At 70.2% G+C, this 20,993-nt stretch carries 19 protein-coding genes; 10 read left to right on the top strand and 9 right to left on the bottom strand.

Features of this window, described 5'->3' with window-relative positions:
- Nucleotides 1-42: 42 nt before the first annotated feature.
- The 3 genes from QOZ89_RS07420 to QOZ89_RS07410 form a co-directional block, all read right to left on the bottom strand.
- A complete protein-coding gene (locus QOZ89_RS07420) occupies nt 43-1,398 on the bottom strand; it encodes an ABC transporter substrate-binding protein (protein ID WP_312623365.1) in 1,356 nt (451 codons plus the stop codon).
- A gap of 202 nt (nt 1,399-1,600) precedes the next feature.
- Nucleotides 1,601-3,148: a carboxylesterase/lipase family protein gene (locus QOZ89_RS07415; protein WP_312623364.1), complete on the bottom strand. Its 1,548-nt coding sequence runs from the start codon at nt 3,146-3,148 to the stop codon at nt 1,601-1,603.
- On the bottom strand, nt 3,145-3,717 hold the full coding sequence (locus tag QOZ89_RS07410) for a TetR family transcriptional regulator (protein WP_491723644.1): 573 nt from the start codon (nt 3,715-3,717) through the stop codon (nt 3,145-3,147). Before QOZ89_RS07410 ends, QOZ89_RS07415 begins: the two co-directional genes overlap by 4 nt.
- 340 nt (nt 3,718-4,057) lie before the next feature.
- Here QOZ89_RS07410 and msrB point away from each other — a divergent pair, with 340 nt between their 5' ends.
- Nucleotides 4,058-4,522 carry a peptide-methionine (R)-S-oxide reductase MsrB gene (gene msrB, locus QOZ89_RS07405; protein WP_312623363.1) on the top strand — a complete coding sequence of 155 codons (465 nt, stop codon included), beginning with the start codon at nt 4,058-4,060 and terminating at the stop codon, nt 4,520-4,522.
- The gene (gene msrA, locus QOZ89_RS07400; RefSeq protein ID WP_071051083.1) at nt 4,523-5,044 is read left to right on the top strand and encodes a peptide-methionine (S)-S-oxide reductase MsrA; all 522 of its coding nucleotides are present in this window, start codon (nt 4,523-4,525) and stop codon (nt 5,042-5,044) included.
- 267 nt (nt 5,045-5,311) lie between these two features.
- Here msrA and QOZ89_RS07395 read toward each other — a convergent pair whose 3' ends face one another.
- Entirely contained in the window at nt 5,312-5,731 is a 420-nt protein-coding gene (locus tag QOZ89_RS07395; RefSeq protein ID WP_071051082.1) for a MerR family transcriptional regulator, read from the bottom strand.
- Nucleotides 5,732-5,817: 86 nt separating this feature from the next.
- Between QOZ89_RS07395 and QOZ89_RS07390 the strand changes: the two genes are divergently transcribed.
- Together QOZ89_RS07390 and QOZ89_RS07385 are read left to right on the top strand one after the other, a co-directional pair.
- On the top strand, nt 5,818-7,044 hold the full coding sequence (locus QOZ89_RS07390; protein ID WP_312623362.1) for an MFS transporter: 1,227 nt from the start codon (nt 5,818-5,820) through the stop codon (nt 7,042-7,044).
- A 975-nt stretch (nt 7,045-8,019) separates the two neighbouring features.
- Nucleotides 8,020-8,607: a GNAT family N-acetyltransferase gene (locus QOZ89_RS07385; RefSeq protein WP_312623361.1), complete on the top strand. Its 588-nt coding sequence runs from the start codon at nt 8,020-8,022 to the stop codon at nt 8,605-8,607.
- Nucleotides 8,608-8,795: 188 nt separating this feature from the next.
- Here the strand turns inward: QOZ89_RS07385 and QOZ89_RS07380 are convergent, their stop codons facing one another.
- The 4 genes from QOZ89_RS07380 to QOZ89_RS07365 all read right to left on the bottom strand — a co-directional run bounded on the left by QOZ89_RS07380 (nt 8,796) and on the right by QOZ89_RS07365 (nt 11,863).
- The gene (locus QOZ89_RS07380; RefSeq protein WP_241842001.1) at nt 8,796-9,392 is read right to left on the bottom strand and encodes a hypothetical protein; all 597 of its coding nucleotides are present in this window, start codon (nt 9,390-9,392) and stop codon (nt 8,796-8,798) included.
- A complete protein-coding gene (locus QOZ89_RS07375; protein ID WP_241842000.1) occupies nt 9,389-9,634 on the bottom strand; it encodes a hypothetical protein in 246 nt (81 codons plus the stop codon). The genes QOZ89_RS07380 and QOZ89_RS07375 overlap by 4 nt, the downstream gene beginning before the upstream one ends.
- A gap of 49 nt (nt 9,635-9,683) precedes the next feature.
- The gene (locus QOZ89_RS07370; RefSeq protein WP_157910566.1) at nt 9,684-9,845 is read right to left on the bottom strand and encodes a hypothetical protein; all 162 of its coding nucleotides are present in this window, start codon (nt 9,843-9,845) and stop codon (nt 9,684-9,686) included.
- A 380-nt stretch (nt 9,846-10,225) separates the two neighbouring features.
- Entirely contained in the window at nt 10,226-11,863 is a 1,638-nt protein-coding gene (locus tag QOZ89_RS07365; protein WP_274536578.1) for an IS1182 family transposase, read from the bottom strand.
- 511 nt (nt 11,864-12,374) lie between these two features.
- On the opposite strand from QOZ89_RS07365, the gene QOZ89_RS07360 reads away from it, so the two are divergent.
- Both QOZ89_RS07360 and QOZ89_RS07355 read left to right on the top strand, forming a co-directional pair.
- A complete protein-coding gene (locus QOZ89_RS07360; protein ID WP_131804108.1) occupies nt 12,375-13,103 on the top strand; it encodes a hypothetical protein in 729 nt (242 codons plus the stop codon).
- A gap of 292 nt (nt 13,104-13,395) precedes the next feature.
- A complete protein-coding gene (locus QOZ89_RS07355) occupies nt 13,396-13,554 on the top strand; it encodes a hypothetical protein (RefSeq protein ID WP_157910565.1) in 159 nt (52 codons plus the stop codon).
- Nucleotides 13,555-13,789: 235 nt separating this feature from the next.
- Here QOZ89_RS07355 and QOZ89_RS07350 read toward each other — a convergent pair whose 3' ends face one another.
- Complete coding sequence (locus QOZ89_RS07350) at nt 13,790-15,448, bottom strand: AMP-binding protein (protein WP_312623359.1); 1,659 nt, start codon at nt 15,446-15,448, stop codon at nt 13,790-13,792.
- 290 nt (nt 15,449-15,738) lie between these two features.
- Here QOZ89_RS07350 and QOZ89_RS07345 point away from each other — a divergent pair, with 290 nt between their 5' ends.
- The 4 genes from QOZ89_RS07345 (at nt 15,739) to QOZ89_RS07330 (ending at nt 20,980) form a co-directional block, all read left to right on the top strand.
- Nucleotides 15,739-16,755: a helix-turn-helix domain-containing protein gene (locus tag QOZ89_RS07345; RefSeq protein WP_312623358.1), complete on the top strand. Its 1,017-nt coding sequence runs from the start codon at nt 15,739-15,741 to the stop codon at nt 16,753-16,755.
- 456 nt (nt 16,756-17,211) lie between these two features.
- Nucleotides 17,212-18,696 carry an aldehyde dehydrogenase gene (locus QOZ89_RS07340; RefSeq protein WP_312623357.1) on the top strand — a complete coding sequence of 495 codons (1,485 nt, stop codon included), beginning with the start codon at nt 17,212-17,214 and terminating at the stop codon, nt 18,694-18,696.
- Between the two features lie 141 nt (nt 18,697-18,837).
- Complete coding sequence (locus QOZ89_RS07335; RefSeq protein WP_071051074.1) at nt 18,838-20,040, top strand: cytochrome P450; 1,203 nt, start codon at nt 18,838-18,840, stop codon at nt 20,038-20,040.
- A gap of 139 nt (nt 20,041-20,179) precedes the next feature.
- Nucleotides 20,180-20,980 carry a coniferyl-alcohol dehydrogenase gene (locus tag QOZ89_RS07330; protein WP_312623356.1) on the top strand — a complete coding sequence of 267 codons (801 nt, stop codon included), beginning with the start codon at nt 20,180-20,182 and terminating at the stop codon, nt 20,978-20,980.
- Nucleotides 20,981-20,993 lie beyond the last annotated feature (13 nt).

Genomic DNA, 20,993 nt, shown 5'->3' with positions numbered 1-20,993 from the left:
GGTGGCCGGGGCCTCGTCGCGCGCCTCTGGGCACAGCCGCTGTCAGTCCGCGATCGGGGTGTTGCCGAGGACCTTGTACGCGGCGGGCTGGCCCTTGTCGTCGAGGGTGGTGGTCAGGCCGCCGAGGACGCAGACGGCCGGGTTGGCCGGGTCCGCCTTGCCGTTGCAGCGGAACTTCAGTCCGGCGCCGCCGGGCAGCTCGGTCTCCTTCATCGCCTTGATCGTCGAGGTGACGGTCGCCGGCGTGATGTCCCCGGAGATGCCGTCGAGCGCCGTCTGGAGGCCGGCCGTCAGCATGAACGCGATCATGCTGTCCTGGACGCTGGTGTCGATGTCCGTGCCGTAGGTGTCGACGACCTTCTGGTAAAGGCGCATCGACGGGCTGTCCGGGCCGACCGGCGCCGTGGCGCTGACAACCATGCCCTTCAGCGTGGCTCCCGGGACCGACTTGCGGGTCGCGTCGGTGACGCACTGGGAGATGGCGCTGATCGTGCCGGTGAAGCCGACGGCCTTGAGGCCGTTCATGGCGCTGATGCAGAACGAGTCGTTCCCGATGATGAAGACCTCGTCCGAGCCGTTCGAGACGACCTGCTGCATCTGGGGCGTCATGTCAGCGGTGCCCGGCGCCACGCGGATCAGGTCGTAGCCGATGCCGGCCTTCTCGAACAGCGGCGGCGCGACCTCCTGCGCGGAGTGGAGCGCGGCCGGGACGTCGATCACGATGGCGGTGACCTTCTTGTTGCCCTCGTCCTTCGCGACCTGGATCGGCAGGTCGATCACGGGGAAGGTCGGGTTGCCCAGCGAGAACGTCGTCTGGCTCGACAGCAGCGCCGGGTCACTCGAACCGTAGAGCATGACGGGGATCTTCGCCTCGCCCAGCGGCTTCCAGGCGTCATCGACGACACCGGACGTGCCGATGAGGACGGCGACGACACCCTTCTCGATCATCTGGTTGCCGCAGTCGGCGGCCTTGGATGGGTCGCCCTGGGTCTCGCAGATCGTCAGCTCGATGGGCCGGCCGCCGATCCCGGCCTTGTGCTCGTTGAGGTACTTGACGGTCGCCTCGGCCACCTGGTCCGCGGGCCGTGCGTCCAGTACCGGGGTGGCGCCCTCCCCGATCAGACCGATCTTGACGGGCGCGCCGGTCGCCTTGTCGACCGGACCGAGGGGGTCCGCGGCACCCGCGGAGCCATTTGCCGTCGGCGTCGCGGGGGCCCCCGCGTCGTCGGAGCCGCCGCCGCAGGCCGACATGAAGGCCAGGCCCGCGGCGAGGACGGTGATGCCGGCGAGCCGTAACCGTAAGCGGCCCCCGGGGCGGACGGCCGCCGGCTCGGCCGCGGCGGTCGAGCGCGGCCGTCCAGATGTCGGCTGACCGGTCGGTCCATTGATGAGCATCATGGTTCCCCTGCCTTTGCTGATGGGCGCTGCGCGGATACAAAAAACACGCCGCCCCGTCAAAGCGGCGCAGCGGTCATGCAGGCCGGGACCATAGGTCGTCAGGCTGGAACGCCGGCGACGGATTCCCGGGTCTACTGGCCGGGGTTGAGGTGGTCCGGCAGGTGGTCATCCGCGGGTGCGGGGCCGCGCGGTCCGCCACGCATTAGGACGCGCGCAAGGGGAGCGTGGCGAAGATGTGGTTCCGCCACAGCCGCCGGGAGGTTTCCTCCGGGTAGGCGGTGACGGTCGGATTGGCGTCGAAGATCTGCGTGAGTCGTCGCTCGGGGTCGTAGGTGGGCCAGCCCGGGTCGCCGGTGGTGGCGAAGGCGGTCCAGGCGCCACGAATGCGGGCCGCGAGCGTCCTGGCTTCATCGGACGGCTCGGGACCGAGGAGCAGCGGGCCGAGGTGTGCGTCGAAGGTGCCGAACACCAGCGGGCCGTCGAGGCCGTGGCAGGCGCCCAGGGCACCCCCGCTGCCTGGCGCGGCCCAGGCCAGTTCGTAGAGGTGGGCACGGCCGCCGGCGGCGGTCTGCGCGTCGGCGAGGTGGAGAGCGGGCATGCGGAACAGCCAGTCCGACTGGACGAGCTCGTGCAGGTTCTCGGCCGATGCCTCCGGGAAGGCCGCGCGATATGCGCGCTCGCCGTCGGGCTGCGGGCCAAAGGTGCGTAGCGCCAGTGAGGCGTCCTCGTCCTCGATACGGCCACGCTGCCCGCCGAGAACGGTGAACAGCCGATACTCGTCGCGGTTGTGCCCGATGATCAGAGCGACCTCCCGCGCCGCGCCGGCCCGCAGCGCCTGCCACGGTGCGGTGGGCAGCACGTCGCCGTCGACGACCGGGGCGTAGGGCGTGACGGTGTGGGCGACCGCTCCCCACCGGTCCTCGCGCTCGCGCATCTTGGTCGTCACCACGGCGCCCGCGTCCACCAGCCTGTAGGGGTCCACGGCGGAAAGATCCTCGATGGTCGCTCGCCGTCCCGCCTCCGTCGCGATCGCGGAGGCGATGTCGATGCCCAGCGCGTCGGAGAAGAAGACGCCGGACGGGCTCTGCAGGATCGCCCGCTGAAACAGGCCGTCGGACCGTGGCATCGCCAGCAGGGCGGCGATGGACCCGGCGCCCGCCGACTCACCGAACACCGTGACCCGGTCAGGGTCACCGCCGAATGCCGTGATGCTGTCGCGCACCCATTCCAGCGCTGACACCTGGTCGAGCAGCCCGCGGTTGGCCGGTGCCCCGGCGATCCGCGCGAACCCTTCGAAGCCCACGCGATAGTTGAAGGAGACCACGACGACATCGCCCTCCTGGGCGATGTGGCTGGCGTCGTAGCCGGGGCTTCCCGCCTGACCGAGCTTGAACGCCCCACCATAGATCCACACCAGTACCGGGCGGCGGGCCGCCGGATCCGGGTCCGGCGACCAGACGTTGACTGTCAGCCAGTCCTCGCCCGCCGACGTGTCCACGGCACCGCTTCTCCCGGGAATCCCCGCGTCCTGCGGAGGCGGCGGGCCGAAGACAAACGCCTCCCGCGCCCCTTCCCATGCGTGCGCTGGGACTGGTGCCGCAAACCGCTCGTCGCCGACGGGTGGCCGCGCGAACGGGATGCCGCGGAAGACGGCTAACCCGTCCTCCCAACGGCCGCGTACGCTCCCGCGAGCGGTACGTACTTCGGGCTCGCCGGAGCGCCGGGACGCGTCGGTCCTGCCTGCGGTCATCGGATGGTCCTCTCCCGTGGTTGGCCGGATGCGAGAACGCCCGGCTCGCGGCTGGGGGCGTGCACCGTGAGAAGCGCGTTGACGAGGAAGGTCACCATCCGCGTGATCCGGTCGGCGAACTCCTCCGGGTCGAGAGGATCCTCACCGTCGATCAGCCAGGCGCAGACGAGAGCGTGCCCACCGCCGGCGAGACCCGTCGCGAGATCATCCATCGTCCGCGCGTCGAGTGTCCCGCCCAACGCCTCCTGGAAGAGCTGCCGGTTGAAAGGCACGAGGAGGCCCGTCAGCGCCTTGCCCAGGGCGAACGCGGTCGAGCCCGTCATCAGCGCCCGGTAGAACCCGCGGTGCTCCGCGAAGTGGCTGGCCACCGCCAGCGACCGGGCACGGCCGGGGACCGCGGCGGCCGGATCCCCCAGCCCCGGCATCAGGTCCCGTCGAGCAAGATCCAGCGCGGCCTCGAGAAGGAGCGCGTCACGGTCGCCGAAATGCTGGTACAGCACCTGCCGGCTCACGTCCGCCGCGTCCGCGAGATCGGAGATTGGCACGGCCGCCGTGCCGCGCTCTCCCACCAGGTCAACCGCCGCCCGGAGCAGCGCGGAACGCGACCGGCGCGACCGGCGGTCCCGCACGGGAACCGCCGGCGGCAGGCTGAACGTCACATGCGTGATAATGGACACATGTGCCGTAACTGGCAAGTGTCCGGCCACCGAGACCGGCCGACCCGCCGATCATGAGATCGGCAGTGCTCTGTCGGCGGGCGTCCGCCAGCGTCCGCCGGTGCTGGCCATGGGCCAGACGATGGCCTGGGCATCCACGCTCGTCCGCCGCCGCCGCCCGCCCGCCGGCCGGGCACAAACGGGTGATCAGCGGCGTTGGATCCGCTAGGTATGCCACCGTCGGGAGGACGAGATGCCAGAGACCTACAGCAAGGACGAGGCAGCCATCTCGCGGCTTACGCCGGAGCAGTACCGGGTGACCCAGGAGAGCGGCACCGAGCCCGCGTTCACCGGTGAGTACTGCGACAACAAGGAGCCGGGGATCTACGTCGACATCGTTTCCGGTGAGCCTTTGTTCGCGTCGGTGCACAAGTTCGAGAGCGGCACCGGCTGGCCGAGTTTCACGGTGCCGATCGAGCCGGGCAACGTGGTCGAGAAGAGCGACACCAGCCACGGGATGCGGCGGACCGAGGTCCGGTCGGCCCACGGCGACAGCCACCTCGGCCACCTGTTCGACGACGGCCCGGCGGCCGCCGGCGGCCTGCGGTACTGCCTGAACTCGGCGGCCCTCCGCTTCGTCCCGGCCGACGAGCTGGACAGTGCGGGCTACGGCGCCTACCGGCACCTTTTTGAGGACATAGAGGGGAAGACCGAGTAGATGAGCACCGCGACAGAGAAGGCCATCCTGGCTGGCGGCTGTTTCTGGGGGGTCGAGGATCTCGTCCGCAAGCTCCCCGGCGTGCTGGACACCGAGGTGGGTTACACCGGCGGCGACGTGCCCAACGCGACGTATCGCAACCATGGCACCCATGCCGAGGCGCTGGAGATCACCTTTGACCCGGCCAGGATCTCCTACCGGGACCTGCTGGAGTTCTTCTTCCAGATCCACGACCCGTCGACGAAGAACCGGCAGGGCAACGACATCGGCCTCAGCTACCGGTCGGCGATCTTCTACACCGACGAGGAGCAGAAGCGGGTCGCCGAGGACACCATCGCGGACGTCGACGCCTCCGGCCTCTGGCCGGGGAAGGTCGTCACCGAGGTCGTTCCGGCCGGTCCGTTCTGGCAGGCGGAGCCGGAGCACCAGGACTACCTGCAGAACTACCCGGAGGGCTACACCTGTCACTACGTGCGGCCGGGATGGAAGCTCCCCCACCGGGCGGAGTCCGCGGCGCACTGACCATCCCTGACCGAGGGGACGCCCCACGCGGGCGTCCCCGCCTGACCACCCGACTCCTTCGAACTGGAAGCAGAACGAGGTCGGCTTTGCCGCCGAAGTGGCGGGCGATGAGGGCGGCGTCGGCCCCGGCCTGCTCGGCGAGGAACGCGTCGAACGCCGCACCGTCACCGCGGCGGGCCACACCTCGGCCGTCGACCATCCCGGGCCCGTTCGAGGGCCACGCCCAGATGAGGCGCTGACCGTGCCGATCCGCCTTCGTCGGAAGGGTCAGGATGACGGCGCGGGTCGTTCGCCAGAGCGTCGATTTCCGGCGCATGGCGCGACACCGGACTGCGCGGCCGCGAGGTATTCGAGCACCGCGTCGCGGTTGCGCGTCAGGCAGTCGATCCGCTGCTGGATACGCGCGACCTCGTGGTGAAGCAGTTCGAGCGTCCGCGGGTTGAGGTTTTCCGGCAGCAGGTAGATGTGTTCGGGCTGGTCCAGGCACGGCAGGATGGCGCGGATGATCTCGGTGGTAAGGCCGCAGTCGAGCAGACCTCGAATCTGGCGCACGCGGTCGACCGTCGACTCGGGATAGGCGCGGTACCCGTTGTCGGCCCGCTCCGGGCTCAGCAGGCCCTGCTCCTCGTAGTACCGAAGCATCCGGGCGGGCACGCCGGTGCGCCGCGACAGCTCACCGATTTTCATCGTGCCGTGACCACCTCGGACGCGTTACCTGAGTGACCGGGACCACAGTTGCCATCACATTGATGTGAACGTCTGAGCATCGTCGCATGTCCAGATTTCAGACGCGCCAGACGTTCCCGGCCGGCGAGGCATCCCCGCCGGGGCCCGCGTCCCCGGCGGGTGAACCCACGTCCTCACCGGCGGCGCTTCCGTGGTCCGGGCTGCTGACGCTCACGACGGCGGCGTTCACCGCGGTGCTGACTGAGCAACTGCCCACGGGGTTGCTTCTCCGGATGAGTGCGGACCTGGACGTCTCGCGAGCCAGCGTCGGGTTCCTGGTCAGCGGCTACGCGGTCGCGTCCTGCCTGGCCGCCGTGCCGCTTACCGCGCTCCTGCGCCGCTACCACCGCCGTCCGGTGCTGGTGGGCGTACTCATCGTCCTCGGGCTGTGCAACGCTGTCGCCGCCCTGTCCGACAGCTATCCGCTGACGTTCGCCGTTCGGTTGCTGGCCGGCGCGGCGGGCGGGGTGGGCTGGTCGATGTACGCGGGCTCCGCGGCTCGGTGGGTTCCGGTCGAACGCCAGGGCCGGGCGATCGCGATCGCCCTCGCCGGGATCACGGTCGCGTTCGCGGCGGGCGTTCCGGCGGGCACCGCCCTGGCCGCCGCCGTCGGTTGGCGCGCCGGCTTCGCCACGCTGGCCGCGCTGGCGCTGATCCTGGCGGCCTGGGTGATCCAGCGCCTCCCGGACTTCCCAGGCGAATCGGGCACGGCACGTCTCCCCGTGCGGCGGGTCATCGTCAGGCCGGGCCTGCGTTCCGTGTTCGCCATGACCCTCTTCCTGTTGCTGGGCCACCAGGCCATGTACACCTACACGGCCCCGTTCGTCGAAAGATCACGATTCGGGAACGCCGGCCTTGTGCTGTTCGTGTTCGGCGGCACGACCGTCGTGGGGGTTTGGGTCGCCGGCCTTGTGGTGGACCGGCACCCCCGGACGACCCTGCGGGCGGCGCTCGGCCTCGTCGCGGTCGCGATGCTCGCGCTCGGGCTGTTCGGGCGCGTGCCGCCGGTTCTGCTCGTCTCGTTCGTCGCCTGGGGCGCGGCATACGGCGCGATACCGACACTGCTGCAGGCCGCCGTGGTCGGCGCCTGCGGTCCCGACCAGGCCGACGTCGCCACGTCCATACAGACCACCGTGTTCAACCTCGGCATCGCGGGCGGTTCGCTGGCTGGCGGTGTCGCGCTTGAACGCGCCGGGGTGGGAAGTCTGCCATGGCTCGCGCTCGCCCTGGTCATCGCGGCCGCGGCGACCGCGCCGGCCGTGCGCGAATCATGACCGGCCGCCCAGCCACGTCCGGCAGGCCGGACGGACCGGGCGCGGACGCGTACCGGCTCATCTGGCGGCCGGCGCGGTCAGCCGCGTCCTGACTTCCGCCAAGTTAGTGCACAGTCGCGGCGCTTGGTGGAACTGACGATCACGCTCCGTAGCTTGGGTAGGGGTCGGAACCGCGGGATCCTTGCTTGCCAGCTGATCGAGGTCTGCGGCGAGAGATCCCGGCGGGATGGCGGAGAGGCGGGTTGGCAAGCGAGAGTGTTCGGATTGGGCAGCCTGGCCGTGCCCAGGGCTCCCGATTAGTGCACAAAAACGGCGCTCCCGATCGATGAACCCGCAGATCAGCGACCTGTCGGTGCGATCAAGCCGTGATCTTGGCGGAAGTCAGGAGCCACGTCCGGCAGGCCGGACGGACCGGGCGCGGACGCGTACCGGCTCATCTGGCGGCCGGCGCGGTCAGCCGCGTCGGCCGCCGGACCCGCCTCGCGCCCGCGCGGCGTCCCGGGCCGAGCAGAACTTCGCGGCGGACATGCGCCGGGGAGGATATTCGGGGCCCGTCACCGTCGGCCGGGATCTGATGAAGTTCTCAATCGGCGAGATCGCGCCATAAGAGCGCATTTGCGCCACTCCGCGGAAGCGCGTTCAAGCCCAACTCCGCTGAAATCATCCGGCCGATTGTCGGCCTGACGGCGGCGAAGTACTCGCGGTACGCGAAGCCGGTCCTCGAATGGTCCGACTATAGGCGCCGAGCGCCGAGCTCGTCGTTGACCTGACATCCCGACTCTTACCTGATCATGATCGCTTCATGATCAGGTGGGATGTTTGGGGTCCTGACCCTGGACATCCACCAGATCATGAATCGGTTCTTGATCTGATGTGGGTTCAGAAGTCCGTGGCTGGCTATCTGCCGGCAACCGGAGAGCCCGACCGGGGCTCGGGTTGGATGCCGTGTCCTGCCGCTGTGATGGCTCGCTCGCAATGGTGTGTCCATGGTCAATGTCCCTTCGGGGCGCGCGCTGTGCCGTCCGTCGCACCGCGGGGCATGGCATCGTCGCACTCGGCCAGCGCACCCCGCCGCGTCGGGTGGTCCGGCATGCTTCGCGAGTGGACACTCTCGCGGTCCGGGTGGCTCGACCCGATGACTACGGCGCCATCGCGGCGGTCGCGGATGACTGGTGGGGCCGGCCTGTCAGCAGGGCACTACCCCGACTCTTCCTCGACCACTTCCATGGTTCGAGCCGGGTCGTCGAAGACGACCATGGTCTGGCGGCCTTCCTTATCGCCTTCCGCTCGCCGTCGCGGCCGGACGTCGGCTACATCCATTTCGTCGGCGTACGACCTGACCACCGCGGCACCGGACTCGCCCGGTCCCTCTACCAGGACTTCTTCCGGCGCGCATTGACGGAAGGCTGCCGGGAGGTCGAGGCGATCACCGCGCCGAGCAACGCCGGATCGATCGCCTTCCACCGCAGCCTCGGCTTCACCGTCAATGGCCCGGTCCCGGATTACGACGGCCCCGGAAGGCCCATGATGACGTTTCGACGCGCCTTGGCGAACTCGACCTGACACCATCGCGCGGAGGGCTACTGCTGTGGGAATCTCCGCAACGAAATGGCGAACTGTATAGCGGATGGTGGGATGGGCCACAGGATTCTGCGGTGAGAGCTGGTGGCCGGTTCTCACCCCGTATCTGTGGTGACGCGCCGGCCCGATCGTGCTGGTCGGTGACTGAGTATCGCCGCGCGCCGACCGCTCTAGCCTTGCTCCTCGGATCCCTGCGGGGGAAGGTCGACTTCGAGGGCCTCCACACTCAGGGCATAGTCGTCGGGCTCGCGCGCGAGCTGGTCAGCGGCCTCATAGAGGATCGGTAGCAGAATGAGGTCCTTCGTGCGGCCCGCGGTCTCCTTGGAGCGGATGATGTCCTCGAGGCTGGCGACGTAGATGCTGAGGCCGTAGCCGGCGAGGTCATAGCGCCGCGCGCTGCGCATGATCGCGTCGAAGGGTCCCACGCCCGGCAGCTCGATGAGGACGTCGAGCGGGCCGTGGGGGGTCTGGTACATCGCGAAATACTCCGCGAAGAACTCCTCGCGACGGACCACAGGATGCGGCAGGTAGTCCGTGGAGTCTGCGTGCTTCTTCATGGTCACCTCGCTGGACAGGGCTCTGGCCAGCCGGTCCAGGTTCGCCGGGTCCGGGTCGGGCACTATGTCCAGGTCACCGGTGACGTAGGGAGTCCCCTGCAGGCGGGCGCCGACTCCTCCGACGATCGCGTAGCGGACCTCATGCTCGGCGAGCATGCCGAGCATCCCCGAGAGCCGTAGTCGCGGAGCCGGCTGGCCCCTGCGCGTCACTCGGTGACCATGCGGGCACTGGCGAAGACCGCGAGTTCATCCATGAGCATCTCCAAGCGCTCAGTGGGTGGCATCGCGAGGATCGCCTTGACCTGGCCGAGGATCGCCGGATCCGACTGGTAGGTCGCGCGGCTGATCGTCGTCATCAGCTTCTGCGCGCGCACACGCGCGAGTTCGGCTCGACGCCGCAGGTAGGCCGAGCGCGCGGCGGGATCGGTCGGCGGATCGAACAGGTCATCCATGTTCACGGCAGACCTCCCCGCGCACAGCCCCAAACGGCCGGGGACCACACTACGCACCGGTCACCGAGCCTCGGATCCGAAATCGCAGGTCAAGCCTAGCAGCCATCGTCTCGTCTGGATCTCCGGCGACCTGCCGGCCGAAGACCGAGTCCAGGTAGGCGGCGGCCACCATGGTGATCATCCGCCCGGCACGCTGGACACCTTCGCCCATCCGGAACCACGAGCTCGCGCCCGGGACAAAGCCAGGCCGGGATTCACACGCGGTACCCGGCATCCTCTGACTGCCCGAACGCCATCTCGACACAGTCAAGATCAACATTTGGTGGCGGGCGGAGAGGCCACTTTTAGGCCTCTGCGAAACCCCAGAACCGCAGCAGGTCCTCGCGCCACGCCCGGCGACCAGGCGCACAGTCAGTCAAGCGCCTCAGCAAAACGGCGAACTGCACACCAGACGGTGATGCGCGCCACGCGCCGGCTGGCTGCTCGCGAGCCTTCGCCGTGAGGACCTGCTCCGGTCGCCGCGCAACGCCGCGCCGGCGCCGGTGGCTGATCGTCGTTTGTACCCTCCGGTGATCCTGCTGGTTTATTCGGTCAGGCGGCTGCCAGTCGGGCGAAGTGGCTCGTGCGTGTGCGTTCGAGGGGCTGGTCGTTCCAGTAGTCGTCGAGGCGGAGGAAGTTGATCGCGATGGCGGTGTAGACGTGTTGGAGGTGGGTCTTGGCGAGGCCGCGGTAGCGGGAGCGACGCAGGCCGGTCGTGGCGGTGGCCTGGTGGATGGTGCCCTCGACTCCCGCGCGCAGGGCGTAGTCGGTCTTCCAGTCCGGGTCGTTCTGGAGGGTGCGGGCGGCCTGCTGTGCCTGGTAGATCTCGCGGGGCCGGATGGTCAGGCGCCGCCCCCCTGAGGAGGTGGTGCACTGGTCACGGGCGTGGCAGGGCCGGCAGGTCAGGACGGGGAAGCCGATCACGATCACATCCTGGCCCCTGTTGCGGGCGGGGCTCCACGAGGAACTGGTCTGTCCCTTCGGGCAGGTGGCCGTCCGGCGGTCGAAGTCGATGGTGAACCGGGAGCGGTCGTAGCCTGCCCCGGCTCTGGCCTGGGCGGAGCTGTCCTCGAGCAGGGGGGTGACCAGGGTGATCCCGTGGGCGCCGTGCGCGGCGAGTATCTGGTCTGGCGACGAGTAGCCGGAGTCGACGTAGTGGCGCTCAGGGGTCAGCCGACGGGCGGCGAGCTGGCCGTGTATGGGCTCGATCATGGCGATGTCGGACACGGTCGCGTCGGTGGTCACCACGTTCGTGATGAGGTTCGGGGTGCTCAGGCCGTCACCGGCGGGTTGGCAGGTCTCGGTCAGGTGGACCTTGTAGCCGTCCCAGACGGTGGCGTGCTTGGCGCCACTGCGGGTGTCGAGGTCGTAGGGAGAGGTCAGCCGGGTTCTGCCGGGCGGGAGACCATCCCTGTCCTCCCGCCGCCTGACCACCTCCCGCCCGTCCTCGCCCACGGCCCGGGTGTAGTGCTGCACCAGGATCTGGCGCAGCACGTCGAGGGCGGGCAGCTCGGCCAGCCAGCCCGGCGTGCCAGGCCCGTACACCGCCGTCAGCAGCGCGAACCCGTCCTGTCCGTAGGTCTGCGCAAGTTCCTCCCGTTCGGCCTTCGACGACGGCATCGCCCAGCTGTCGACCCGGCGGGCGTAGCGCCGCCCCCAACCCGCCACGTCGACCGCCCCGGCCAGCCAGCCCGGCGCCGCCACAGCCAGCGCCTCCAGAGCGGCCCGGACCGACTCCCCGGCCAGCTCCGTCCGGTTGAGGCCGCGCACCGCGGCCAGCACATGCGTCGAGTCGGTGCGCGCCCGGCCCCCCGACCCGACCAGCCCCCGCCCGGCCAGCGCGTCCAGCAGCAGGTCCAGCGCCTTCTCCTCCAGCCCGTGCTCGACCAGCCGGGACCGGAACTCCACCAGCACCGACGGGTCGAACCCCTCGTCGTCGAGTTCGAGGCCCAGCGCGTACTTCCAGTCCATCCCGAACCGCACCCGCGCCGCCGCACCCCGGTCGGTCAGGTTCTCCACCATCTGCAACACCGTCACCAACGCCAGCCGCCCCGGCGACCAGCCCGGCCGACCCCGCACCCCGAAGGCCCCCGCGAACTCGCCGTCCGCGAACAGCTCTCCCCGCTCGTCACGGACCCGCATCGCCACCGGATACGCCCCTCGCCGCGCCGCCGCCCGCGCTGCACGCACAGTCGCCTCCGGAATCTCAGGCCACGACTCCGACCGCATCGACACCACAACCCCCCACCACAGCCGGGAACAGGGACAGAGACAACAGACCAGCTGCCCCACCACCCTCCACCCCTAAGATCAACAGAGAGCCGCCACAGTCGATCAAGTAACCCAACCCGAATAAACCAGCAGGATCTCCGGTGGCTGTCTGCCGGGCAGGATCGCAGCCACCGGAGGGCATGAATGGCGATCAAGCCCGCGTCGACGGCCGGCGTGGTCACAGGATTGCGTAGGTCCGGCCAGTCGCCGCAGCGAAACGGCCGACTACATGACGGCCCGGACGGAGTTCCGGACCAGCCGCTTGCGCGGACTCGGCGTCCGGTCCCGATTACACTAATCTTTACCGGCGCCCCGGCTCGCCTACGACCAGGGGGCCCACGCGTGTTCCGGCGTCGGCGGCGAGCAACGTTCCCGCGTCACGCCCACCGTTAGGCCCCGCCCGTCCCACCAGCATAACCTTGGAGGCCGCATGAGACGCGTTAAGGTATCAGCGTTGGCGACCGGCGCCCTGCTCGTCGGCCTTATTGTTGTTGCCTGGGCGGCGCACAACCTGGCGACCGGCAGTACCGACTGCGGCGGCCAGCAGATGTCCGACGGTGACCGGTGCGTCAACTGGAGCCAGGGAACACGAAACTCCGCCGACGAACAGCGCCGCGTGAATCGGTTCGGCGACGGGTTTATAATCGGCCTCGTCGGCGCTCCTCTGATCGTCGGCGGCGCCATCGGATTTTTAAACGGGCTCTCGGTCGACCCGGCCTATTCGGCATGGCGGCGGCTGGCGCGCCGGGAGGGCTGGGACTTCATCGAACCGGTCGACAGCGAGCGATACGGCAGGCGCGGTATCCTCAGGGGGAAGATTGGCGCCGTGCAGTTCAAGGTCTTCGACGAGGTCCGGGAACAAGATAAGTTGATCTTCAAGCTCAGAAAAAGAAGGACCGTCTGGGTCGTATACCTTCCCGAGTCGACCGCGCCCGCGTTCGCGGAATGGTACAAGAAATCCGACTACCGGATCGCACCGGAGCTACTCCCTGCGGGGATGGCAGTCTCTGCCACCGGACTGCAGAGTTGTGACGACCACAGAAAGTCGAGGACGCCGGCCAGACTGGTCCAGCGAGTCCAGGCGATGGCCACCATCGTCAACCGGTTCGTGGCGGAGACGGCCACGCCGCCCAAACACCAGTCTGAGGGCTCGCGATGAGCGGCCCCGTGTTTGGCGAGCATGCCAGGCCAAGTGTCCCCGAGAGCTGTAGCCATGGTGCAGCCTGGGCTGTGTTTGTCACTCCGTGACCAGGCTGCGTTGGCGAAGACCGCGAGCTCATCCATGAGCATCTCGAGGCGCTCGGTGGGTGGCATCGCGAAGATCCACAGTCGGGGCCTGTAGCTGCCGGGTCAGAAAAGATCACAGACACCCACGAGGCCATGCCTGCCTTCAGGCCGCGCACCCAAGGCAGAAGTCGCGGGCTCGGCTAATCACCGCCCTGACTGGCCAGGTGCAGCGTACCGAGCGCGACCTTGCCCAGGCCCGCCGAGACCGTGACGACGCCATCCGTGAAGTCAGGGCATCCGGCGGCCGCACCCTCCCGGAGATCGCCAAGGCCGCCGGCCTCTCACTCGCGAGCGTCAAGATCGTCCTGCGCGGGACATACTGACCGGCGGACCCTTACGTGCCTGGCGCCACATGCCTCTTGGGCGAGAACCTGAGTAATTTCGTTTCCTCGCTCTAGCTCCGAACATCCCACCGGATCATCGGCGGCCTCCAGCGACTTCCCGCCACCCCGCACGGTTGGGGCCGGCCGGACGGGTCACCGACGGCCAACGGCGATCTTCGAGATGCTGGCCGGGCGAACGCTATCGTGGACGACGGTAGCCTCCTCAGCCAGGGGATCAGCCCAGTAGCGGTTCGAGCCGGGCGCGGTCGGTGTCGTCGAGGGAGCGCAGCGGCTCGCCCTTGGCGGGGCGCCATACGACCGGTCCGGAACGCCAGGCCTCCCGACGGAGGCGGCGCTTGTCGATCTTCATGCTGGCCAGTTTCGGCAGCTCGCCGGTCACCCGGACGAAGGCCGGCACCCACTTGGGCCCAAGGTCAGGCTGCTCGGCGAGGAACGCGTCGAACGCCGCCGGGTCGAAGCCGGCGCCGTCCCGCAGCTCCAGCGCCGCCATCACCCGGTCCCCTACCGGGTCGTCGGGCACCGCGTAGACCGCGACCGAACGGACCTCGGGATGGCGGGCGAGAATCGCCTCCACCGGCGCCGCGGCGAAGTTCTCACCGTCGACGCGCAGCCACTCGTTCGACCGCCCGGCGAAGTACAGCCAGCCGTCCGCGTCGCGGTAGGCGAGGTCACCGGACCAGTAGGCACCGTCCCGGAACCGGGCCCGGGTCGCGTCCTCGTTGTTGTAGTAGCCCTCGAACCCCGACACGGGCGAGGTCTCGACGATCTCACCGACCGCCTCGTCCAGATTCGCCGGTCGACCGGCCGCGTCAAGGACCACCGCCGGGCATTCCGCGCCCGTCTCCGGGTCGAGGACCTTGACCGTCTGGTCGGCGGTGCCGAGAGCGTTCTCGGGCATCGAGGGGTCGCGCCGGATGATGATGATGCCCTCGGTGGAGCCGTAGCTGTCCCGGACGGAGCAGCCGAACCGGCGGGCGAACTCGCGGATGTCGCGCGTCGACGCCTCGTTGCCGATCGCGAGCCGCAACGGGCTGTCCGCGTCGTCGTCACGCTCGGGGGTGGCGAGGATGTAGTTCAGGACCTTGCCGGTATAGGTGAGCATCGTCGCGCTGTGGCGGCGGATGTCCGGCAGCGTGCCCGAGGCGGAGAACTTCGCCCGAGTCGCGATCGGAATACCGGCGTTGAGGGCCGACGACCAGCCCGTGAACAGCGAACTGGAATGGAAGAACGGCAACGGCGCGTACACCACGTCACCCGCGGCCCCGCCGTCCCCGCCGCCGCCGACACCAGCACCGCCACCGACACCAAGCCCGGCGATCCGCGCCACGTGGGCGCCGGTGCGGGCGAACCGGCCCTGCGTGCAGCGCACCGCCTTCGGCAGCCCGGTCGAACCGGACGTGAAGATCAACAAGAACAGGTCATCGGCGGCGACCGGCCGCGCGCGCGGCGCGGAAGGCGCGGCGGTGAGCTGGGAGGCGTACTCATCGCTGTCGACGAGCAGCATCCGCTCCGCGGCGACTCCGGTATCCGTGCCTTCCAGCATGGGCTGGTAACCCGCGGAGGTCACCAGGACCTGGCAGTCGGTGTGCCGCACCAGCTGCGCCAGCGCCTCGCCCCGGTAGGTCGCGTTGATGCCGACGACCACCGAGCCCGACAACGCCGCCGCGCCCAGCCAGAACAGATAGTCGGGCACGTTGTCGAGCAGAACGCCGATGTGCGGCGGGCGGCCGTCGTCGCGTAACGACTCGAACACCGACGCGCGGCGGGACGCCTCTTCGACCAGCTGCCGGTAGGTCCAGCGCTCGTCTCCGAACAACAGCGCGACGGCATCACTGCCCGCCCGCCCGAGCAGCAGCTCGCCCACGGTCGTCACGGCCGCCTCACCTCCGCAATCCGCCGACAGCCGCACCGAACGCCGCCGTTCATAGTCCCGCATTGTCCGCGCGCGATTCGGCGCACGCGACGGCCGCCGCCTCCGCCGATGTCAGCTCGCACCAGCGGGCCAGTCTCGGCCGAGGTTTATGTCGACATCGACTTCGACCTCGTGACCCTAGCCGCGGCGGACGGGCACTCGCAACGGACCAGCCGGTCCGGGTACGCACTGTGCGAAGCCATGGGCGCACCATGCGAACCGGCAGCCGGCTGAGCTACGGTCGCCGCATCATGAGCAGCAGACCATCACCGCAGACAGATCGGCTACTCGACCTGGTGGACCTCCTCGCGGCCCGCCCCGTCGACGGCGCCACCCTGGCCGAGATCGCGCGAGCGCTCGGCCTCAGCAAGACGACGATCCACCCGATGGTCGTGACGCTGGCCCGGCGTGGCTGGCTGCTGCGCCACCCGGAGCGGCACACGTACCGGCTCGGCCCGGCGCTGGTCGCGGCCGGGCGGGCCGCGGGCCGCAGCCACGCCGTCATCGACGCCGCCCGCCCGGTGGTCCACGACCTCGCCGCGGTGACCGAGCTGACCTGTCTCGCGCTGGTCACGGGCGCGATTCCCGGTGAGCGGGACGAGCTGCTCATCGGCGAGATCGGGCAGCCGCCCCAGCCGGCGCTGAACGGCGCCGGCGGCGCGGCGGTCGGCACGGGCGCGGCCTACCGCTACCTGCGCCTGGGCGACCGGTTTCCGCGGCAGCCGCCGATCGGAGCGGTCTGCGTCGCCTGGTCGGACGACCCCACCGCCGTCGAGCAATGGCTTGACCGGCTGGGCCCGGACCGGCCGCGCGACGCGCTGGCACAGATCACCCCGAGCCTCGCCGGGCTGCGGGCGCGCGGCTGGGGCGTCGAGGTGGACAGGCACCTGCGCGAGCGCCTCGACCTGCTGGCCGCGGAGCTCGGCGAGGACCAGCGAGGCGCCGAGCACGCCGCGGCGCTGCGCCGGATCCTGAGCGAGGTCCACCGGATGTTCGGCCTCGCCGACGCGCTGCCCGCGACGATCGAGCCGGGCGGCACCTACCGCGCGACCACGGTCAGCGCCCCCGTGTTCGACGCCCGCGGTGACGTCGTCGTCGTGCTGGCGGCGATCTGCGCCTCCGACCAGCACTACGCGCCCGTTCGGACCGGCGCCGAGGTCATCGACCTCGGCGAGCGCGTGCGCGCGGCCGCCGAGACCCTGACGGCTCTCACCCAGGGACGCCCGCCCGCCCTGTGGCAGGACGCGAAACCCAGCCACAACAAGTAACGCCGCACCAGCAGCGACACCGACCCACCCCTGTGGCAAAACACGAAACCCAGCCACAACAAGTGACGGCGCACCAGCGCAGTACCAACCCAGCCACCTCGTCGAGCGGGATCAGCCGGACCACCGTCATATGCGTCAGCCCGGAATCCACGCAGGGAGGGCGCTCAGCGCCCGACAGGCGGCGCCCGGGTGCGGGCGCGGAGCGTCCGGCACCGGGACCGCCGTTCGCATAATGCGACTGTTGCTTCGCGCAGTGCGCCATGAAACGCTGCGAATTCGACTCGTAGCCAAGGCGGAAACGAGCGGCGTCAGGTGGTTGCTCACCCGGCGCCGGACTCCCGGCACCGCCACCGCGACCGCGAGCCGGCCCAGCGCCAGTCGGGCTTGGATTCATGCCGCCGGGGCGGCGCCCGCTGGCGAAGTCGTGTCGACGTACCTACCCGCCGGAGCCGCCTTATGTCCTTACTGCCCGCGGAAAGCACGTCGCCGGTCACCTCGCCGGTCGTCAAGGATCGGTTGTTCATCGGCGGCACCTGGGTGGCGCCAGCGAGCGGCCGCACTATCGACGTGACCTCGCCGCACACGGAGGAGGTCATCGCGACCGTCCCCGAAGCGGACGGGACCGACATCGACCGCGCGGTCGCCGCGGCACGGTCGGCATTCGAGGACGGCCCCTGGCCGCGCACCTCCCCCGCCCAGCGGGCGACGACGATCCGGGCGATCAGCGCCGCGATCCAGGCACGCGCGCAGGAGTTCTCCGACACCGTGACCGCGGAGATGGGGGCGCCTTCCACCTTCGCGCTGCTGGGCAACACGCTGGCCGCCGCCATGGTCCTCGACGGCTACGCCGACCTGCTCGGTACCTTCCCGTTCGAACAGGAGCGCCCCGGCCTCCTCGCCCCGGCGACCGTGGTCAAGGCCCCGGTCGGCGTGTGCGCGGGCATCGTGCCGTGGAACGTGCCCCTGTTCCTGATCGCGATGAAGATCGGCGCGAGCCTGGCCTCCGGGTCGACGATGATCATCAAGTCGGCGCCGGAGACGCCGCTGACCGGCTACCTGCTCGCCGAGGTCCTCGAGTCCGTCGACCTGCCTCCGGGCGTCATCAACATCATCACCGCGGACCGGGAGATGAGCGAGCTCCTGGTGCGCCACCCGGGGCTGGACAAGGTCTCGTTCACGGGCAGCACCGCGGTCGGCCGCAGGATCGGCGCGATCTGCGGCGAGCAGCTCAAGCGCTGCACCCTCGAGCTCGGCGGCAAGTCCGCCGCGATCATCCTCGACGACGCCGACCTGACCGCCGCCCTGCCCGCGCTGCTGCCCGCGGCGTTCATGAACACCGGCCAGGTGTGCGCCGCCCAGACCCGCGTGCTCGCGCCCCGGACCCGCTACCGCGAGATCGTCGACGGCCTCGCCGACCTCGTCGCCACGGCCAAGGTCGGCGACCCGGCCGACCCGCAGACCCTCGTCGGCCCACTCGTGGCCGAACGGCAGCGCACCCGCGTCGAGGGCCTCATCGGCGCCGGCAAGGGCGAGGGCGCCCGTCTCGTCTCCGGCGGCGGCCGGCCCGCCGAGCTGGACCGGGGCTGGTACGTCGAGCCGACGCTGTTCGCCGACGTCGACAACCGGATGCGGATCGCCCAGGAGGAGATCTTCGGCCCGGTGCTGGCGGTGATCCCGTACGACAGCGAGGACGAGGCCGTCCGCATCGCCAACGACTCCCACTACGGCCTGTCCGGCTCGGTCTGGACCGGTGACCCCGCCCACGGAGCCGCCCTCGGCAGGCGCGTCCGCACCGGCGTCCTCGCGATCAACTCGGGCACCGTCGTCGAGCTCAGGAACCCGTTTGGCGGCTTCAAGCAGTCCGGCATCGGCCGCGAGATGGGCGTGGAAGGGCTAGAGGCCTACCTGGAGACGCAGACGCTCGTCCACCCCAGCGGCTGACCAGGCGGCCCCACTGGCCGGCGGTTCCGCGGGGGCGTCCCAGCCCGCCCCGTGGAACCGCCGGCGGCGGAACTGGCGGCAGCCGGAGGTGAGACGACGGATGATTCTCCTCACGATCACGGCCGCGAGAAGGAGCCGAGCATGACGGTGACGAGCCCGGGCGACGTGTACTACGACCCCTACGACGCCCAGATAGACGCCGACCCGTACCCGACGTGGCGGCGGCTGCGCGACGAGGCGCCGTTATACCGCAACGACAAGTTCGACTTCTTCGCGCTGAGCCGGTTCGCCGACGTCGAGCCGGCGCTCGCGGACTGGCACACCTACCGCTCGGGCCGCGGCTCGGTCCTGGAGCTCATCAAGGCCAACATCGAGCTCCCGCCGGGCAACATCCTGTTCGAGGACCCGCCGGTCCACACGGTCCACCGGGGCATCCTGGCCCGGGTCTTCACCCCGAAGAAGATGCTCGCGCTCGAGCCGAAGGTCCGGGAGTTCTGCGCGCGCAGCCTCGACCCGCTCGTCGGCGCGGGCCGGTTCGACTTCATCAGGGACCTGGGCGCGCAGATGCCGATGCGCACCATCGGCTACCTGCTCGGCATTCCCGAGGACGACCAGGAGTCGATCCGTGACCGGATCGACGAGGGCCTGCGGCTCACCGGTGACGGCACCGAACTCACGCCGAACGACGACTTCACAGCCAGCATGGAGCTGTATGGCGACTACATCGACTGGCGGGCCAAGCACCCGTCGGACGACCTGATGACCGAGATGCTGACCACCGAGTTCGAGGACGAGAACGGCACGACCCGCACACTGACCCGCGAGGAGATCGTCACCTACGTCATGCTGCTGGCCGGCGCGGGCAACGAGACGACGACCAGGCTGATCGGCTGGACCGGCAAGGTTCTCGCCGAGAACCCCGAGGCGCGCCGCGAGCTGGTCGCCGACCGCTCGCTCATCCCGGGCGCGATCGAGGAGCTGCTCCGCTACGAGGCCCCGTCGCCCGTCCAGGCCCGCTACGTCGCGCGCGACGTCGAGCACCACGGCCAGACGGTCCCCGAGGGCAGCATCATGCTGCTGCTGAACGGCTCGGCCAACCGCGACGAGCACCGGTTCCCCGAGCCCGACCGCTTCGACATCCACCGCGACATCGGCCGGCACGTCACCTTCGGCTACGGCATCCACCACTGCCTCGGCGCCGCGCTGGCCCGCCTCGAAGGCCGCGTCGCCCTCGACGAGGTCCTCAGCCGCTTCCCGGAATGGGAGATCGACTGGTCGAACGCCCGCCAGGCCCGCACGTCCACCGTCCGCGGCTGGGAGACGCTCCCCGCGGTCACCGGCTGACGCGGCCAGGCGCTCGGGCAGGTCCGCCTGCCCGAGCCGCCGGGTGGGCGCCCGCACGTCGGGCACGTGGCCGGTGCCTGCCCGCACGTCCGGCCCCGCCGTCGGCATCAAGGAACGTCGGCATCAAGGAAGGAGCCCCGTGGGGGACCCATTCAGCTACCAGGGCAAGCGCGTCGTCGTGACCGGCGCCGCCTCCGGCGTGGGAGCGGCGCTCGTCGAGCTGCTCGACGAGCTCGGCGCGGCGCACGTCACGGCGATCGACCGTGACACCCCGGCCGGGCCGACGCACCGGTTCATCGAGGCGGACCTGTCCACCGAGGCCGGGGTGGAGGCCGCCGCCGCGGCGGTCGACGGCCCCGTCCACGTGCTGTTCGCCAATGCCGGTGTCGCCGCGACCCAGCCGACGCGGACCGTGCTGAGCGTCAACTTCCTCGCCACCCGCCGGCTGTCCCAGCGGCTCGCCGCGCGGATGACCGCGGGCGCCGCCATCGTGCTGACCTCGTCGATGGCGGGCACCGGCTGGCCCAGCCACCGCGACGACCTGCTGAAGCTCATGGCGATCGACGACTGGGACGAGTCGCTGGCCTGGTTCGATTGCCACCCGGAGCTGACCGCCGATCCCTACGGCCTGTCCAAGGAATGCGGCCAGCTCTACACCCTGTATGCCTCCCGGACGCTCGGCCGGTCGGGCATCCGCATCACCGGCGCCTGCCCCAACCCGATCAGCACGCCGCTGCTCGCGGACTTCCGGGCGACGATGACGGACGAGCTGCTCGACTGGGCGGTCCGCCAGGGCCATCAGGGGCGCCCGGCGACGGCGCGCGAGGTCGCCCAGGTGCTCGCGTTCCTCGGCTCTGACGCGGCCGCCTACCTCAACGGCGTCAACATCCCCGTCGACGCCGGCATGCAGGCCGCGCTGCTGACGGACCAGACCGACTAGGCAGCTCACGGAT

The organism is Pseudofrankia coriaricola, assembly GCF_032027725.1.
In the GTDB taxonomy this organism is placed as follows: domain Bacteria; phylum Actinomycetota; class Actinomycetes; order Frankiales; family Frankiaceae; genus Pseudofrankia.
This window is presented reverse-complemented; position numbering and strand designations above follow the sequence as displayed.

What these genes read in the sequence shown, in the direction of transcription:
- msrB (WP_312623363.1), top strand. Translation starts at nt 4,058, where the DNA reads ATGCCAGAGACCTACAGCAAGGACGAGGCAGCCATCTCGCGGCTTACG.
- QOZ89_RS07390 (WP_312623362.1), top strand. Translation starts at nt 5,818, where the DNA reads ATGTCCAGATTTCAGACGCGCCAGACGTTCCCGGCCGGCGAGGCATCC.
- QOZ89_RS07395 (WP_071051082.1), bottom strand. Translation starts at nt 5,731, where the DNA reads ATGAAAATCGGTGAGCTGTCGCGGCGCACCGGCGTGCCCGCCCGGATG.
- QOZ89_RS07345 (WP_312623358.1), top strand. Translation starts at nt 15,739, where the DNA reads ATGAGCAGCAGACCATCACCGCAGACAGATCGGCTACTCGACCTGGTG.
- QOZ89_RS07415 (WP_312623364.1), bottom strand. Translation starts at nt 3,148, where the DNA reads ATGACCGCAGGCAGGACCGACGCGTCCCGGCGCTCCGGCGAGCCCGAA.
- QOZ89_RS07335 (WP_071051074.1), top strand. Translation starts at nt 18,838, where the DNA reads ATGACGGTGACGAGCCCGGGCGACGTGTACTACGACCCCTACGACGCC.
- QOZ89_RS07370 (WP_157910566.1), bottom strand. Translation starts at nt 9,845, where the DNA reads ATGGGCGAAGGTGTCCAGCGTGCCGGGCGGATGATCACCATGGTGGCC.
- QOZ89_RS07420 (WP_312623365.1), bottom strand. Translation starts at nt 1,398, where the DNA reads ATGATGCTCATCAATGGACCGACCGGTCAGCCGACATCTGGACGGCCG.
- QOZ89_RS07340 (WP_312623357.1), top strand. Translation starts at nt 17,212, where the DNA reads ATGTCCTTACTGCCCGCGGAAAGCACGTCGCCGGTCACCTCGCCGGTC.
- QOZ89_RS07375 (WP_241842000.1), bottom strand. Translation starts at nt 9,634, where the DNA reads ATGGATGACCTGTTCGATCCGCCGACCGATCCCGCCGCGCGCTCGGCC.
- QOZ89_RS07385 (WP_312623361.1), top strand. Translation starts at nt 8,020, where the DNA reads ATGGTGTGTCCATGGTCAATGTCCCTTCGGGGCGCGCGCTGTGCCGTC.
- QOZ89_RS07360 (WP_131804108.1), top strand. Translation starts at nt 12,375, where the DNA reads ATGAGACGCGTTAAGGTATCAGCGTTGGCGACCGGCGCCCTGCTCGTC.
- msrA (WP_071051083.1), top strand. Translation starts at nt 4,523, where the DNA reads ATGAGCACCGCGACAGAGAAGGCCATCCTGGCTGGCGGCTGTTTCTGG.